The organism is Stenotrophomonas sp. CCNWLW57, from assembly GCF_037203925.1.
In the GTDB taxonomy this organism is placed as follows: domain Bacteria; phylum Pseudomonadota; class Gammaproteobacteria; order Xanthomonadales; family Xanthomonadaceae; genus Stenotrophomonas; species Stenotrophomonas rhizophila_A.
Genome location: NZ_JBBCBJ010000008.1, coordinates 61,609 through 75,917, shown reverse-complemented (window position 1 = coordinate 75,917; position 14,309 = coordinate 61,609). Strand labels below are relative to the sequence as shown.

The window sequence follows — 14,309 nt, the reverse complement described above, 5'->3', positions numbered from 1 at the left end:
CCACGATGGCCTGGTTGTCGTTGTTGCTGTTCCTGCCCTGGTTCGTGCTGCTGGGCACCCTGTACTGGTTGTTCCCACGCCACCCCCGCGACACCGCGCGGCGCCTGTTCGACGGCGTCGCGCTGCTGCTCGCCTTCGTCCTGAGCATCCTGGCCATGCTGTGGGGCCACCACATCGGCGTGGTGCAGAGCGATGCCGGCCCAATCTGGCGACAGGTCCTGGCGGTGCTGTATGCCTACGGCGCGTTCCTGGCGGTGATGGTGGCCGCGGTACTGCTGCGCGGGGGCTGGCTGGCCGCGCGTGCGACCAAAGCCGCATCGAAGTCGGCCGGCGACACCGCCTAGAATCAGGCGTACACCGCCTGTTGCCAGGGATGAGCAGATGTCCTCCGACCCCAGCATTTTCACCATCGATACCGCGTTCCAGCGCAGTGACTTCGACGCTGCTTACCTGATCGTCGAAAACGGCCGCGCCGCCTTCATCGATTGCGGCACCGGCCTGGCCGTGCCGGCGATGCTGGCCGCGCTCACGCGTGCCGGCTGCACGCCGGAGCAGGTGGACTGGCTGGTGCTCACCCACGTGCATCTGGACCACGCCGGCGGGGCCGGCCTGCTGATGCAGCAGCTGCCCAACGCCACGCTGGTGGTGCACCCGCGCGGCGCGCCGCACATGATCGACCCCGCCCGGCTCATTGCCGGTGCGACCGAAGTCTATGGCGCGGCCGAAATCGCGCGCAGCTACGGCCCCGTCCTGCCGGTGCCGGCCGCGCGCGTAGTCATTGCCGAAGACGGTCACCGCGTGGACCTGGCCGGGCGCAGCCTGCTGTGCCTGGACACGCCCGGGCACGCGCGCCACCACCTGTGCGTGTGGGACGAGCGCAGCCGCAGCGTGTTCACCGGCGATACCTTTGGCCTGTCCTACCGTGAGCTGGACAGTGCACGCGGCGCCTTCATCATTCCCACCTCCTCACCGGTGCAGTTCGACCCGGAACCGCTCAAGCACTCCATCGCGCGGCTGGTCGCGCTGCAGCCGCAGGCGGTATACCTGACCCATTACGGGCGGGTGGAGAACATTCCCGCATTGGCCGCCGACCTGGTCGAGCAGATCGATGCAATGGTGGACATCGGCCGCCAGTGCGACGGACGCCCCGACCGCCATCGCTGCCTGGTGGCGGCGTTGACCGTGCTGTACCAGGAACGGGCGCAGGCGCATGGCTGCCCACTCGACGATGCGGCGGCGGCGCAGGTGTTGGCGATGGATATCGAGCTCAACGCGCAGGGCCTGGCCTGCTGGCTGGACCGCGACCGCCGCTGAGCGCGCACGCGGGGCCTGCCCGGTAACCGGAGTGTCACGTTACACTCTGGCATTCCGTTTTTTTCTGGTACCTGCCGTGAATCCGATGCGCATGCTGCTGTTGTCGTCCTGTCTGTTCGTGGGCGGCCTGGCCCACGCGGCCAATGACCTGCCCGGCGGTGGCATCGACCCCGAAGCGCTGTCGCGGCATGTGCGCATCCTGGCCTCGGACGAGTTCGAAGGCCGCGCGCCGGCATCGCCCGGTGAAGAGCGCACTGTGCAGTACCTGATCGAAGAATTCCGCAGATCCGGGCTGCAGCCCGGTGGCGTGGATGGCAGCTGGGTGCAGCCGGTGCCGATGGTGCGTGCGCAGGTCGATGGCCCGGTGACCGCGAAGCTGCGCCAGGGCGGCAAGGCGCGCACGCTGGTCAACGGCGAGGACGTGACCCTGCAGAGCCTGCGCCCGCAGGCGGCGGTGGACATCAAGGACGCGCCGCTGGTGTTCATCGGGTATGGCATCGATGCACCCGAGCGCCAGTGGAACGACTACAAGGACGTGGACCTGCACGGCAAGATCGCTGTGGTGCTGATCAACGACGCCGACTTCGAAGCGGACCGTGCCGGGGCCTTCGACGGCAAGGCCGTCACCTATTACGGCCGCTGGACCTACAAGTTCGAGGAAGCCGCGCGGCGCGGCGCCCAGGGCGTGCTGATCGTGCATGAAACCGCGCCGGCCGCGTATGGCTGGGCGACGGTGAAGAGCTCGGGCACCTCGCCGTTGTTCGATATCGAGCGCCCGCAGGACCAGGCCCTGGCCCAGCACGTGCCGGTGCGCGGCTGGATGCAGCGCGCGCTGGCCGAGCAGCTGTTCCGCGATGCCGGCCTGGATTTCGAGGCTGAAAAGCGCAAGGCGATGACCCCGGGCTTCCAGCCGGTGGTGCTGGGCGATGCGACGCTGTCGGCGCAGTTCAAGCTCAAGCGCGAACAGGTGGTCACCCGCAACGTGGTGGCCAAGCTGCCGGGCGGCGCGCATGCCGATGAGGCGGTGATCTTCTCCGCGCATTGGGATGCCTTCGGCATCGGCCAGGCCGACGCGAAGGGCGACCGCATCCGCCGTGGCGCGATCGACAACGCCACCGGCGTGGCAACCGTGCTGGAGCTGGGCCGCGTGTTCGCCGCCGGCCCGCAGCCGCAGCGCACGCTGTACTTCGTGGCGCTCACCGCCGAAGAGAAGGGCCTGCTGGGTGCCAGCTACTACGCCGCGCACCCGCTGGCGCCGCTGGACAAGACTGCCGCGGTGATCAACATCGAGATGTTCAGCCCGGATGGCGCCACCCGCGACATCGCCTCGTGGGGCAAGGGCCGGGTCTCGCTGGAAGGCGACCTGGAGCGCGTGGCCAAGGCGCGTGGGCGCAGCTACAGCCCGGACCCGAACCTGGAAGCGGGCTTCTTCTACCGCGCCGACCACTTCGCCTTCGCCCGCCTGGGCGTGCCGGCGATCACCATCGGCCCGGGGCTGGACAAGCTGGAAGGCGGCGTTGCCGCCGGCAAGGCGCTGCGCGAGAAGTACTTCGCCGACTGCTACCACCAGGCCTGCGATGCCTGGACCCCCACCTGGGACCCGGCCGGCCATGCCGCCGACACCCTGCTGGTGTACGACCTCGGCGCCGAGCTGGCCAACAGCCGCCGCTGGCCGCATTGGGAAGAGGGCTCGGAATTCCGCAAGACCCGCGAACAAAGCGAAGCGGCCCGCCGCTGATTGCCGGGCGGGTCACGACCAACGGTCGTGACCTACCAGGGCGTCTGGCGGAGGGTAGATCACGACCGTTGGTCGTGATCCCCGCGATCCGAAACGAAAAACGCCGGGCAATGCCCGGCGTTTTCTTTTCCCGGTCCGCGGCCTGTTGGCCGCTGCCCGTTATTTCCGTGTGCCATCCAGGTAGTTCGGGCCGTGGTTCTTCAGGAAGAACATGTACACCACCAGCGACACCGCGATGATCGCCGTGACATAGATGGCGAAATCGCCCACCCGGTCGGTCTTCAGCGCCCCCTGGTACAGCAGCGGCGCAGTACCGCCGAACAGCGAGTTGGCCAGCGCGTAGCCAAAGCCCACGCCCAGTGCACGCACGTGGGTGGGGAACAGCTCGGCCTTCACCACCGCATTGATCGAGGTGTAGCCGGTGAGGATCACAAAGCCCAGGGCCAGGGTCAGGAACGCGATCAACGGGTCGTGCTGGTTCGGCAGTTCGGTGATCAGGTACCAGCTGTACAGCACGCCGCCCACGCCGAAGAACACCAGCAGGCTCTTGCGGCCCACGATGTCCGACAGCCAGCCGCCAATCGGCTGCAGCACCATCAGGAAGGTCAGCACGCCCAGGTTGATCAGCGTACCGGTCATCACGTCGGTGCCGGCGAACGCGCTCTGGATCATCTTCGGCCCGTTCACCGAGTAGGTGTAGAAGGCCACGGTGCCACCGGCGGTGATCAGGAAGCACAGCAGCAACGGGCGCCACTGGTTCACGAACAGCTCGTACATCGAGCCGGACGCCTTGGCGCGGCCTTCGCGCGCGGCTTCGATGGAGTCTTCGCCCAGCGATTCATCCATCGAGCGACGCAGCCAGAACACCACGATCGCGGCCAGGCCGCCGATGCCGAACGCGATGCGCCAGCCCCAGGCCGAAATTTCCGGCTTGTCCCAGAACAGCAGCATGGTGAACAGGGTCAGCTGCGCCAGCACATGGCCACCCACCAGGGTGACGTAGTGGAACGAGGACAGGAAGCCACGGCGGCCCGGGATGGCCGCTTCGGACATGTACGTGGCACTGGTCCCGTACTCGCCACCGGTGGCGAAGCCCTGCAGCAGGCGTGCGAACAGCAGGATCAGCGCGGCCCAGCCACCGATGGTGTTGGCGGTGGGGGTCAGTGCGATCAGGAACGAACAGGCCGCCATCATCGACACCGATACGGTCAGCGCCAGGCGCCGGCCGTAACGGTCGGCGAAGCGGCCGAAGTACCAGGCGCCGATCGGGCGCATCAGGAAGGTGGCGGCGAAGATCGCCCACACGTAGATGGTGGAATTCTTGTCGGCGGCCGAGAAGAACTGCGATTCGAAGTAGACCGCGAATACCGAGTAGACGTAGACGTCGTACCACTCGACAAGATTGCCCGCCGAACCCTTGAGGGTATTGGAGATCGAGCGTTTCAGCGCGGCCTTGTCATTGGCGGGCGCGGCCAGGGTGGGGGAAGTGCTCATGTTGGAAAACGGTCCTCACGGTGGAGCAATGGCAATACTGGTTTTTACCTTACCCCACGTGATGATCGGTGGGCATTGCACCATGTAACTAGGTCCAGCACGACAGCGTGCCACCAGAGGGCATGCCGGGCCGCCGGCAAAGGCCTAGAATCGCCTCTCCCCCGACCGCTGGTCCCGTATGGCCGCCACCCCCGCAACTCCGCAGGTCGCTCCCCGCAGCGGCCTGGTCGTCCTGGCCCTGCTGCTGGTGTACGTGGTGTGGGGGTCTACCTACCTGGGCATCCGTTTTGCCCTGGAAGGCGGGGCGCTGCCGCTGACCACCGTCTCCGGCGCCCGCTTCATCGTCGCCGGCAGCCTGATGTACGCGGTGCTGCGCTGGCGCGGCATGCCCGCGCCCACCGGCCGGCAGTGGCGCAACCTGGTGATCATGGGCCTGACCATGCTGGTGCTGGGCAACGGCATGGTGGTGCTGGCCGAGCGCACGGTGTCCTCCGGGCTGGCCGCCACGGCGGTGGCATCGGTGCCGCTGTGGATGGCCCTGTTCGGCGCCATGCGCGGTCAGCACGCCACCCGCGGCGAATGGCTGGGCATCGCCATCGGCTTCCTCGGCGTGGTCTGGCTCAACGCCGGCAGCAGCCTCACGGCCTCGCCGCAGGGCCTGGTGCTGCTGCTGATCGCCCCGATCGGCTGGGCCTTCGGCTCGGTCTGGGCGCGCAGCCTGGACCTGCCCAGCCCGTTCATGACCGCCGCCGGGCAGATGCTGTGCGGCGGGGTGATGCTGGTCGCGCTGGGCCTGGCCATCGGCGAACGGCCGACCACCTGGCCGACCATGAATGGGCTGCTGGCGGTGGCCTACCTGTGCATGTTCGGCTCCATCGTGGCCTTCACCGCCTATGTGTGGCTGCTGCAGAACGTGCGTCCGGCGCTGGCCGCCAGCTACGCCTACGTGAACCCGGTGATCGCCGTACTGCTGGGCGCGCTGATCGGCCACGAGCATTTCGGCCCGCATGACCTGCTGGCCATGGGCGTCATCCTGGGCGGCGTGCTGGTGCTGACCCTGGCACGGACCCGCCGCAAATGAGCGCGGTGGAACGGACGCCCCTGCAGGAACAGCGCCGTGGCCTGGCCATCACCGCCTTCACCTTCACCCTGTGGGGGCTGGTGCCGGTGTACTGGCACCTGCTCAAGGCGGTGCCCTCGCAGCAGATCATCGCCCACCGCATCATCTGGAGCACGGTGCTGGTGGTGGCCTGGCTGCTGCTGAGCAACGGCACCGGCTGGTGGAAGCAGATTGCCGCCCAGCCACGCGCGCTGCCGACCCTGGCCCTGAGCAGCATGGCCATCGCCTTCAACTGGGGGCTGTACATCTGGGCCATCAACGCCGGGCACGTGATCGAAACCAGCCTGGGCTACTTCATCAACCCGTTGGTGAGCGTGGTGCTGGGCGTGGTGGTGCTCAAGGAGCGCCTGCGCGGCCTGCAGTGGCTGGCGGTGGGGTGCGCCGCACTCGGTGTGGCCTGGCTGACCCTCGACGCCGGCACCCCGCCGTGGATCGCGCTGGGGCTGGCCTGTTCGTTCGGGCTGTACGGCCTGCTGCGCAAGATGATCTCGGTGGACCCGGTAGCCGGGCTGGGCATCGAAAGCCTGTACCTGTTCCTGCCGGCCATCGGCTTCGCGTTGTGGAGCGAAAACGGCCACGGCGGCGCGTTCTTCAGCGGCTGGGGCTGGCGCAATGACCTGCTGCTGATCCTGGGGGGCGCGGTGACCGCACTACCGTTGATCGGCTTTGCCTATGGCGTGAAGCGCATTCCGCTCTCGCTGGTGGGCATCCTGCAGTACATCGCCCCGAGCCTGGGCCTGCTGCTGGGCGTGTTCTTCTTCCGGGAACCATTCGACACCGCCAAGGCGATCGGCTTTGCCGCGATCTGGACCGGGCTGCTGCTGTTCATTGGCGACAGCTTGTGGCGCTCGCGGGCACCTGCACGCACCTGACATCCCGCAGCCACGCAGGGCATCGGCGACCGGCAGATCGTAGTGCCACGCCATGCGTGGCAGCCCGCACCCTTGGAACCTGCGCCGCCCACCACACCATTCGGAATGACGCGTTCGCAACGCATCAATTCCAACCGTTCCGATATCCACGGGCTCCCTTGGCTGATGAACTGCCATGACCCGCGTGTGTGGGCAATCAGGGAGCAGATAATGAAGAAGGTGTTGTGGTTGCTTTTGGCCGCGTTGCCGTACCCGGCAGTGGCGTCGGTGGAGGACCCTCTCGCCCGGCCCTGTTACATGTGTACTGCCAGTGAGATGTACGAACGGGCAGAGTCATTTGGCGTCGGAAAGCACTACATTTACAACGGCGCAAGTTGGACCAACATCCAGGGCTTCGATGTGACAGAGGTCAATGGACAGCGTGTGGCGACACATTTCGTGCCGGAGCCATGGATACGTACGCAATACAACCAGATGATGAGGGTCTACGACCAGACCAGGGACGAATTCGTTGATCCTTGGGGAACGGTGTCGCTGCAGCCGCCCGGGGTGCCCCACGTCCTGCTTGAAGGTCCGCAGAGCAACACGGTCCTGTGGGGACATCATGTGGCCGGAGTGAATCCCCGGAACCTGGAGGCCCGTGAAATAGCGCGTCGCATGATCACGCGTGCAATTCGCTTCGACTACCTCCACGCAGACAAGGAGCACGGACGGGTGCTGCGCATCGAATCGCCGTGGGGCGGGGTAACACCCCTCATCTCCCGCCTCAACATCCTCCATACCTACTTGGGATTCATCGAGTTCTACTTCGACCATGAAACCCGTCGCTGGGAATACCTTGAGTCGGGTGATCGTTATGCGCGAATGCAGGAAACGCCGGAGGACTTTCTGCATGCAGAGGGTGCTCCGCGCGACTTCCTGTATCGGAAGGAGTACCGCGAACTGCGGCCTTATTTCATGGACCGCGCCAAATGGGCGGGCGTGGAGATCATCGGTGAGCTGCCCGGTTACGTGGATATGGTCTTTTCCTGCAGCCGCGTCCAAGGAAAGACCCAGTGCCGGATCGTGCAACGCTAGTCTCGACGGCTGCGAAGCAACCGACCGTGCCCTTTGGGGGCACGGTCGTTTCAGGGATCAGGTTTCCCGAAGCGCGGTGGTAATCGGCAACCGCGCCGCACGCAGCGCGGGGAACAGCCCGCCCACCAGCCCGATGCCCAGCGCCCACTTCAGCCCGCTCCACAACAGCTCGGGCGAGACCTTGAACTGGAACACCACCTGGCTGAAATTGCTTCCGATGGTGGAGACGCTGTAGCCGTTGAAGATGGCCCACGCCACGAGCCCGCCCAGCAACCCGCCGATCAGTGCCAGCAACATGGTTTCGAGCATGATCGCGGTGACCACCGGCAACCCACGGAAGCCAATCGCACGCATCGTGGCGATCTCACGCGCGCGGGTGGCCACCGCCGCATACATGGTGTTGAGCGCGCCAAACACCGCACCCACCGCCATGATCGCGCCGATCACCGTGCCCAGCACCTTGATCAGGGTGTTCAGGCCGCCGCCCTGCTTGGCGTAGTACGCCCGCGTGGTTTCCACATCCAACTTCAGACGCGGGTCGGCAGCGACGCCGGCCTTGAACTGATCGAACCCGGCCTTGCCAGCGGTGCGCACGCTGATCGATTGCCACGCGCTGCGCTGGTAGGTGTTGGCCAGCGTCTCAGCGTCGGTCCACAGTTCCGAATCATGGGCATCGCCGGAGTTGAACACACCCACCACGGTCCACTGCTGGTTGCCCAGCGTGAGCGACTTACCTACCTCCAGCCCGCGGAACTGGCCCTGCGCGCCCTTGCCGACCACGATCTCGCGCAGGCCGGGTTTGAACGGGCGGCCCTCGGTGACCTTGACCTTGTCGTGCACCGCCCACGCCATTTCGCCCACGCCACGGAACTGCGCGTTGACGTCGGTGCCGTCGCCCTTGGAGACCAGGTTGACCACCTGCGACAGCTCCGGCGAAATCATCGGCCGGCCCTGCGCATCCTTGGCCACGCCGGGCAGGGTGGACAGCAGCGGCACCTGGTCGCGGGTGATCACCGAATTGGTTTCGGCCTGTGAACCGCCGCGCAGCACGATGGCCGTGGTGTCATCGCCGGTGCTGTTGAGCGTGGCCTGGAAGCCCTGACCCATCGCCAGCATTGCCACCAGCACGCCGACCACACCGGCAATGCCCACCACCACCACCGAGGACGCGCCCCACCGCTGCGGCAGGCTGGCCACGCCAATGCGCGTGGCGGCCAGCGCCAGCCGCCCGCTGCGGGTGAACAGCAGCCACAACACCACTGCTACGGCCACGGCCAGCACCCCCGGCCAAGGCAGCATGATCCACACCGCCAGCATCACCGCCAGCAGCAGCACCGACAACAGATTGCTCAACCATTGCTTTTTCATGTCGGTTCTCCTCAGCGGCCCGCCAGGGCATCGACGATCCTCAGCCGCTTGGCGCGCAGCGCCGGCAGCAGGCCCACTACCACCCCGATCAGCAGGATCAGGCCAATGCCCATCAACCAGGTCTGGGTGGGTACATGCGGTGGCAACAGACCCTGTGTCTTCGGCGCGAGCAGCGGCAGGATGGTCGCGGCCAGGCCCATGCCGATGGCGCCGCCCAGCCCGATCAGCAGCACCGATTCGATCATCACCAGCGTCAGCACCGTGCTGTCCTTGAAGCCCAGCGTTTTCAGCGTGGCCAGTTCGGGCACGCGCTCGCGCACGGCCTGGGCCATGGTGTTGCCGGTGAGCAGCAGCAGGGTGAAGAACACCGCGCCCATGATCGAGGTGACGATCAGGCCGATGTCGGCGAACTGCTTGACGAAGGCCTGCTGGAACGCCGATTCGGTCTGGGTCTTGGTTTCATGGTCCGAGTTGGCCGAGATCGCATCGATGGCCTGGGCCACGCGCGAGGAGTGGTCCGGGTTGTCCAAGGTGACCGTGAACCAGCTGACCTGGTTCTTGATGTAGTCGTTGCTCTCGTCGAAGTACTTCCAGTTCATCATCAGCTGGCGCTCTTCATTCGCTGCCAGGGTGCGGTCCTTGGAGCGGAAGATGCCCACCAGCTGCAGCGGCCAGTCGTTGCTGCCGCCACGCGGGAAGATGGTGGCCTGCAGCGGAATGGTGTCGCCGATCTTCCAGCCGAACTCCTTGGCCAGCGTTTCGCCCACCACCGCACCGGTCTGGGTGTCCTGGAAGGCCTTGAGCTGTTCGGGTGGCAGCTGGAGTTCGCGGTACACGTCGAAGTAGTTGGGTGCCACCGAGAAGTTGGCGAAGAAGTTCTTCGGGTCCTGGTAGATGCCACCGAACCACATGCCGTAGGTGACGTCCTTCACCCCGGGTACCTGCCGTACCTGCGGCTCCAGCCGGGTCGGCAGCGATTGGGTGATGGACAGGCGCGAGGCTACGATCAGGCGGTTGGCGCCTTCCACGCTGCCGCCCGAACTGAAGGCCACGCGCACCGAATCGAGCATGCCAAACAGCAGGAACGCGGCCACCACCGAAAGCAGGGTCAGCAGGGTCCGCGTTTTGCTGCGGAACAGCTGCGCCCATATGAGCGAGAAATATTTCATCGCAGTGACCTCCGTCAGTGGGCCGCAGGTGCCTGTGCAAGCTCACCCTTGTCCAGGTGCACCGTATGGGTGGCGTACTCGGCGGCCTTGGGGTCGTGGGTGACCATGATGATGGTCTTGCCGTGCTCGCGGTTGAGCTGCTGCAGCAGCAACAGGATCTCCTCGGCGGAGGCGCGGTCCAGGTCGCCGGTGGGCTCATCGCAGATCAGGAACGTGGGGTCGGACACGATCGCCCTGGCAATCGCCACGCGCTGCTGCTGGCCGCCGGACAGCTCATTGGGGCGGTGGCTGCGGCGGTCGGCCAGGCCGACCAGGGTGAGCGCGATTTCGGCATTGCGCTTGCGCTGCGCCGCACCCAGGTGGGTGAGCAGCAGTGGCAGTTCCACGTTCTTCTGCGCCGTGAGCATCGGCATCAGGTTGTAGAACTGGAACACGAAGCCGACATGGTGGCTGCGCCAGGTGGAGAGCTGGCCGCCGGACATGCGGTCGATGCGCTCGCCTTCGATCTCGATCTCGCCGCCGCTGGGCGTATCCAGCCCGCCGATGAGGTTGAGCAGGGTGGTCTTGCCCGAGCCGGACGGCCCCATCAGGGCGACGAAGTCGCCGCGCTGGATGTCCAGGTCGATGCCGTGCAGCACCTGCACCTTTTCGGGACCGCGCTGGTAGGTCTTGGTGATGTTGCGGAGCGAAACCAAGGTGGACATGGGTGGTTCTCCGTGATGCGGTGGAAGAAGAAGCCCTGCAGGCAGCCGCGCGCATGCGCGCCGGGCCGGCACGGGAATCGCACATCGTCGGCTCGCGACCCGGTCGCGGCGCCGCCTTGCTTACTGCGTCTGCTTTTCCACGACCGCGCTGCCATCGCGCAGTTCCGGCGGCGGGTTGCTGACCACCTGCTGGCCGGCGCTGAGGCCGGCCGTGACCTGGCGGTCGTTGTTGAGCGCCACGCCCACGGTGACCGGGACCTGCTGCACGCGCCGGTCATCGCCCACCACGAACGCCACCGTCTTCTGGTCGCGCTCGACCAGCGCCGCCGCCGGCACGCGCACGCCCTTGGGCGCTGCGGCCTGGGCCGGTGCGGCCGCTTCCAGGAAGCTCACCCGTACGCCCATCTCCGGCACGATGCGCGGATCTTTGCTCTTCAACGCCACGCGCACCTTGACCGTGGCCTTGCCGCGGTCGGCGGTGGGGATGATGGCGATGACTTCGGCCGGAATCTTCCATTCCGGGTAGGCGTTGAGCGTGGCTTCCACCGGCATCTTCGGCTGCACGCGGCCGATGAAGGCCTCGCCCACGTCCACTTCGATTTCCAGCGAATCCATGTCCACGATGGTGCCGATACCGGTGCGGGTGAAGCCGCCACCGGCCGACAGCGGCGACACGATCTCACCCGGCTGCGCCGCCTTGGCGGTGACCACGCCGGAGAACGGCGCGCGCACGATGTTGTTGTCCACGCCCAGGTCGGCAATGGCCAGCGCGTCACCGGCCACCTTGGTGTTGCGCTGCGCGGTGCGCAGCTGCGCGCGCAGGCTGTCGCGCTGGGCCATGGCGAGGTCGAACTGCGAGCGCGAAACCAGCTGCTGCCCCACCAGTTTCTGCAGGCGCCCGGCTTCGGCATCGGCCTGGGCCACCTGTGCCTGCAGGCCGGTCAGCTGGCTGCGGGCCGCTTCCAGCTGCGAGGACGACAGGCTGCGCTGGGCGTTGGCATCGATCGGGTCCAAGGTGGCCATGACCTGACCTTCTTCGACCCGCATGCCTTCCTCGATCATCACCTCGCGAACCTTGCCGGTGATCTTGGCCGACACCGTGGCCATGCGCCGGGCCACCACGTAGCCGCTGGCATCGAGCACCGAGCTGCTGGCGGTGCCCTGCTGGATGGCCACCACCGGGGCGGTGGTCACCTCGATCGGGCGTTCGCGGCCGAATACGACCCAGGCGATACCGCCCAGGACCAGCAGCGCGACAATGGCGAGCACGATCCACAGGCCACGGCGTGGCGACGAAGGCGGCGGGGCGGCGGCCTTCTTGCGGTCGATGCGGAGTTCCTTGAGCAGTTCAGCGGATGCGTTCATCGTGAGTCTGGACGTGGAATCGGGCCGAGTGTGACCGCAACGGGAGTCACGGGCAAACCGGAAGGGGCCGGCTGGGGCACAGGATGCCCGGGCGGCGCGGTTCCGTGCAGTGACAGCTGTCACCTGCCTGGGGTGATGGGGCGTACTGGAAATGCCATCGCCGACCCGGGATCGTATGGGTATGCCGCACCCCACCGGGAAACTGCCATGATCGCGCCTCGCCCCCACGACCGGGAACCCACCATGCCGCCCCGCTGGCTTTCCTCCCTTCTGCGACCCGCCCCGGATTCGGCCGTTGCCGACAACCTGCGCGCCGGCAAGCCGGCCTGGTCCGACGCGGTGCACCTGTTGTGGACCGGCTGGGTGTTCCTCACCCCGATGTTCGGCGGCGGCTATAGCCTGCTGTGGCTGTGGCTCACCCTGCTGACCTACCCCGTGTTCCTGGCGCTGTACGCCCGCCAGCTGCTGTCGCCGCGCCGGCACGCGCCGCGTTACGCGCTGGCCATGGTTGCCATGGGCTTGGCGCTGCTGCCGTGGTATCCCTCAGGCATCAGCTATTTCATCTTCGGCTGCGTCACCCTGCGGGTGTGCCGCACCGGCAGTGCGTGGCGCTATCTGGCGCAACTGGCGGCGCTGAACGCGGTGTTCGTGGCCATTGCGTTATGGGTGGGTTACCACTGGCAGCTGGTGGTGTGGATTCCGTCGATGGCGTTCATCATCGGCTTCATCATCAACGTGGAAAGCACCAACAAGGATCGCGATGCGGCCCTGCAGCTGTCCCAGGACGAAGTGCGACGGCTGGCCGCCACCGCCGAGCGCGAGCGCATCGGCCGCGACCTGCACGACCTGCTCGGTCACACGTTGTCGCTGATCACCCTGAAGCTGGAGCTGTCGCGCAAGCTGTTCGACCGCGATCCCGAACGCGCGCGGCTGGAGGTGACCGAAGCCGAAGCCATCGCGCGGCAGGCATTGTCTGAAGTGCGCAGCGCCGTGACCGGCATCCGTGCCAGCGATCTTGCCGCGGAACTGGCGGCCGCGCGGCTGCTGCTGGAATGCCAGCACGTGCACCTGCACTACAGCCCGCCGCCGCCGATGCCGGCGGAGATCGAACGCGGCCTGGCGCTGGTGCTGCGCGAAGCGGCCACCAACATCGTGCGACATGCCGACGCGCACCAGGCCTGGGTCGAGTTCAGCCAGGACGGGCGCACCCTGGGCCTGCAGATCCGCGATGACGGCCGAGGCGATGTGCAGGCCGATGGCAACGGGCTCACCGGCATGCGCGAACGCGTGGCTGCGTTGCGTGGCACGCTGCAGGTGCACTCCCCGCGCGGGCAGGGCACCACGGTGGTGGTGCGGGTGCCGCTACCGGCCAGGACCGCCGCGGTCGCCACGGCGCCAAGTGCGACCCCACTGACCAATGAGGCACTGCCATGATCCGCATCGTATTGGCCGAAGACCAGGCGATGGTGCGCGGCGCGCTGTCGGCGCTGCTCGGGCTGGAGCCGGATATCGACGTGCTGGGTGCCGCCGCTGACGGCGAGGCGGCCTGGCGGATGCTGCAGCAGCTGCAGCCGGACATCCTGGTCACCGATATCGAAATGCCGGGGCTGTCCGGGCTGGAGCTGGCGCAGCGCATCGCCCGACATGCGCTGCCGATCAAGGTGGTGATCGTGACCACCTTCGCGCGTTCCGGATTCCTGCGCCGCGCACTGGATGCCGGCGTGTGCGGTTATCTGCTCAAGGACGCACCGGCGGAGAAGCTGGCCGATGCATTGCGCCAGGTACAGCACGGCGGCCGTGCCATCGACCCGCAGTTGGCGCTGGACGCGTGGTCGCAGGCCGACCCGCTCAACGACCGCGAACGCCAGGTGCTGCGCCTGTCCGGCGACGGCCGCTCGGCCAGCGAGATCGCCACCCAGCTGGGGCTGTCGCATGGCACGGTGCGCAACTACCTGTCCGAATGCATCGGCAAGCTGGGCGTGGCAAACCGCATCGAGGCCTACCGCTTGGCCCGGCAGAAGGGATGGTTGTAACCACCCACGGTGGCTGCAACCCTCCGGTAGCACACGACCGTTGGTCGTGTGACCT

At 67.0% G+C, this 14,309-nt stretch carries 13 protein-coding genes; 8 read left to right on the top strand and 5 right to left on the bottom strand.

Going from position 1 to position 14,309, the window contains the following annotated elements:
• The first annotated feature begins 5 nt into the window (after nt 1-5).
• The 3 genes from V9K91_RS17710 (at nt 6) to V9K91_RS17700 (ending at nt 3,052) form a co-directional block, all read left to right on the top strand.
• Nucleotides 6-344, top strand: a complete 339-nt coding sequence (locus V9K91_RS17710; RefSeq protein WP_095362582.1) for a hypothetical protein — start codon at nt 6-8, stop codon at nt 342-344.
• A gap of 37 nt (nt 345-381) precedes the next feature.
• Nucleotides 382-1,314, top strand: coding sequence for an MBL fold metallo-hydrolase (locus V9K91_RS17705; RefSeq protein ID WP_095362583.1), 933 nt, complete (start codon nt 382-384; stop codon nt 1,312-1,314).
• A gap of 85 nt (nt 1,315-1,399) precedes the next feature.
• A complete protein-coding gene (locus V9K91_RS17700; RefSeq protein WP_095362584.1) occupies nt 1,400-3,052 on the top strand; it encodes a M28 family metallopeptidase in 1,653 nt (550 codons plus the stop codon).
• Between the two features lie 159 nt (nt 3,053-3,211).
• Here the strand turns inward: V9K91_RS17700 and V9K91_RS17695 are convergent, their stop codons facing one another.
• The gene (locus V9K91_RS17695; RefSeq protein ID WP_068848597.1) at nt 3,212-4,546 is read right to left on the bottom strand and encodes an MFS transporter; all 1,335 of its coding nucleotides are present in this window, start codon (nt 4,544-4,546) and stop codon (nt 3,212-3,214) included.
• Nucleotides 4,547-4,724: 178 nt separating this feature from the next.
• Between V9K91_RS17695 and yedA the strand changes: the two genes are divergently transcribed.
• From yedA to V9K91_RS17680, 3 genes are all read left to right on the top strand, one after another.
• On the top strand, nt 4,725-5,627 hold the full coding sequence (gene yedA, locus V9K91_RS17690; RefSeq protein WP_095362585.1) for a drug/metabolite exporter YedA: 903 nt from the start codon (nt 4,725-4,727) through the stop codon (nt 5,625-5,627).
• The gene (gene rarD, locus V9K91_RS17685) at nt 5,624-6,538 is read left to right on the top strand and encodes an EamA family transporter RarD (protein WP_093535022.1); all 915 of its coding nucleotides are present in this window, start codon (nt 5,624-5,626) and stop codon (nt 6,536-6,538) included. The genes yedA and rarD overlap by 4 nt, the downstream gene beginning before the upstream one ends.
• 210 nt (nt 6,539-6,748) lie before the next feature.
• Nucleotides 6,749-7,615, top strand: a complete 867-nt coding sequence (locus tag V9K91_RS17680) for a hypothetical protein (protein ID WP_141236178.1) — start codon at nt 6,749-6,751, stop codon at nt 7,613-7,615.
• 57 nt (nt 7,616-7,672) lie between these two features.
• Here V9K91_RS17680 and V9K91_RS17675 read toward each other — a convergent pair whose 3' ends face one another.
• The 4 genes from V9K91_RS17675 to V9K91_RS17660 form a co-directional block, all read right to left on the bottom strand.
• Nucleotides 7,673-8,983 (bottom strand): ABC transporter permease, encoded by a 1,311-nt coding sequence (locus V9K91_RS17675; RefSeq protein ID WP_068848607.1) that lies wholly within the window; start codon nt 8,981-8,983, stop codon nt 7,673-7,675.
• Nucleotides 8,984-8,994: 11 nt separating this feature from the next.
• Complete coding sequence (locus V9K91_RS17670) at nt 8,995-10,152, bottom strand: FtsX-like permease family protein (protein WP_249833591.1); 1,158 nt, start codon at nt 10,150-10,152, stop codon at nt 8,995-8,997.
• A gap of 14 nt (nt 10,153-10,166) precedes the next feature.
• Nucleotides 10,167-10,856, bottom strand: a complete 690-nt coding sequence (locus V9K91_RS17665) for an ABC transporter ATP-binding protein (RefSeq protein ID WP_068848611.1) — start codon at nt 10,854-10,856, stop codon at nt 10,167-10,169.
• 120 nt (nt 10,857-10,976) lie between these two features.
• Nucleotides 10,977-12,221, bottom strand: coding sequence for an efflux RND transporter periplasmic adaptor subunit (locus V9K91_RS17660; protein WP_095362588.1), 1,245 nt, complete (start codon nt 12,219-12,221; stop codon nt 10,977-10,979).
• 243 nt (nt 12,222-12,464) lie between these two features.
• Here V9K91_RS17660 and V9K91_RS17655 point away from each other — a divergent pair, with 243 nt between their 5' ends.
• The gene (locus tag V9K91_RS17655) at nt 12,465-13,655 is read left to right on the top strand and encodes a sensor histidine kinase (protein ID WP_095362589.1); all 1,191 of its coding nucleotides are present in this window, start codon (nt 12,465-12,467) and stop codon (nt 13,653-13,655) included.
• Nucleotides 13,652-14,254, top strand: coding sequence for a response regulator transcription factor (locus tag V9K91_RS17650; protein WP_068848617.1), 603 nt, complete (start codon nt 13,652-13,654; stop codon nt 14,252-14,254). The genes V9K91_RS17655 and V9K91_RS17650 overlap by 4 nt, the downstream gene beginning before the upstream one ends.
• Nucleotides 14,255-14,309: the final 55 nt, after the last annotated feature.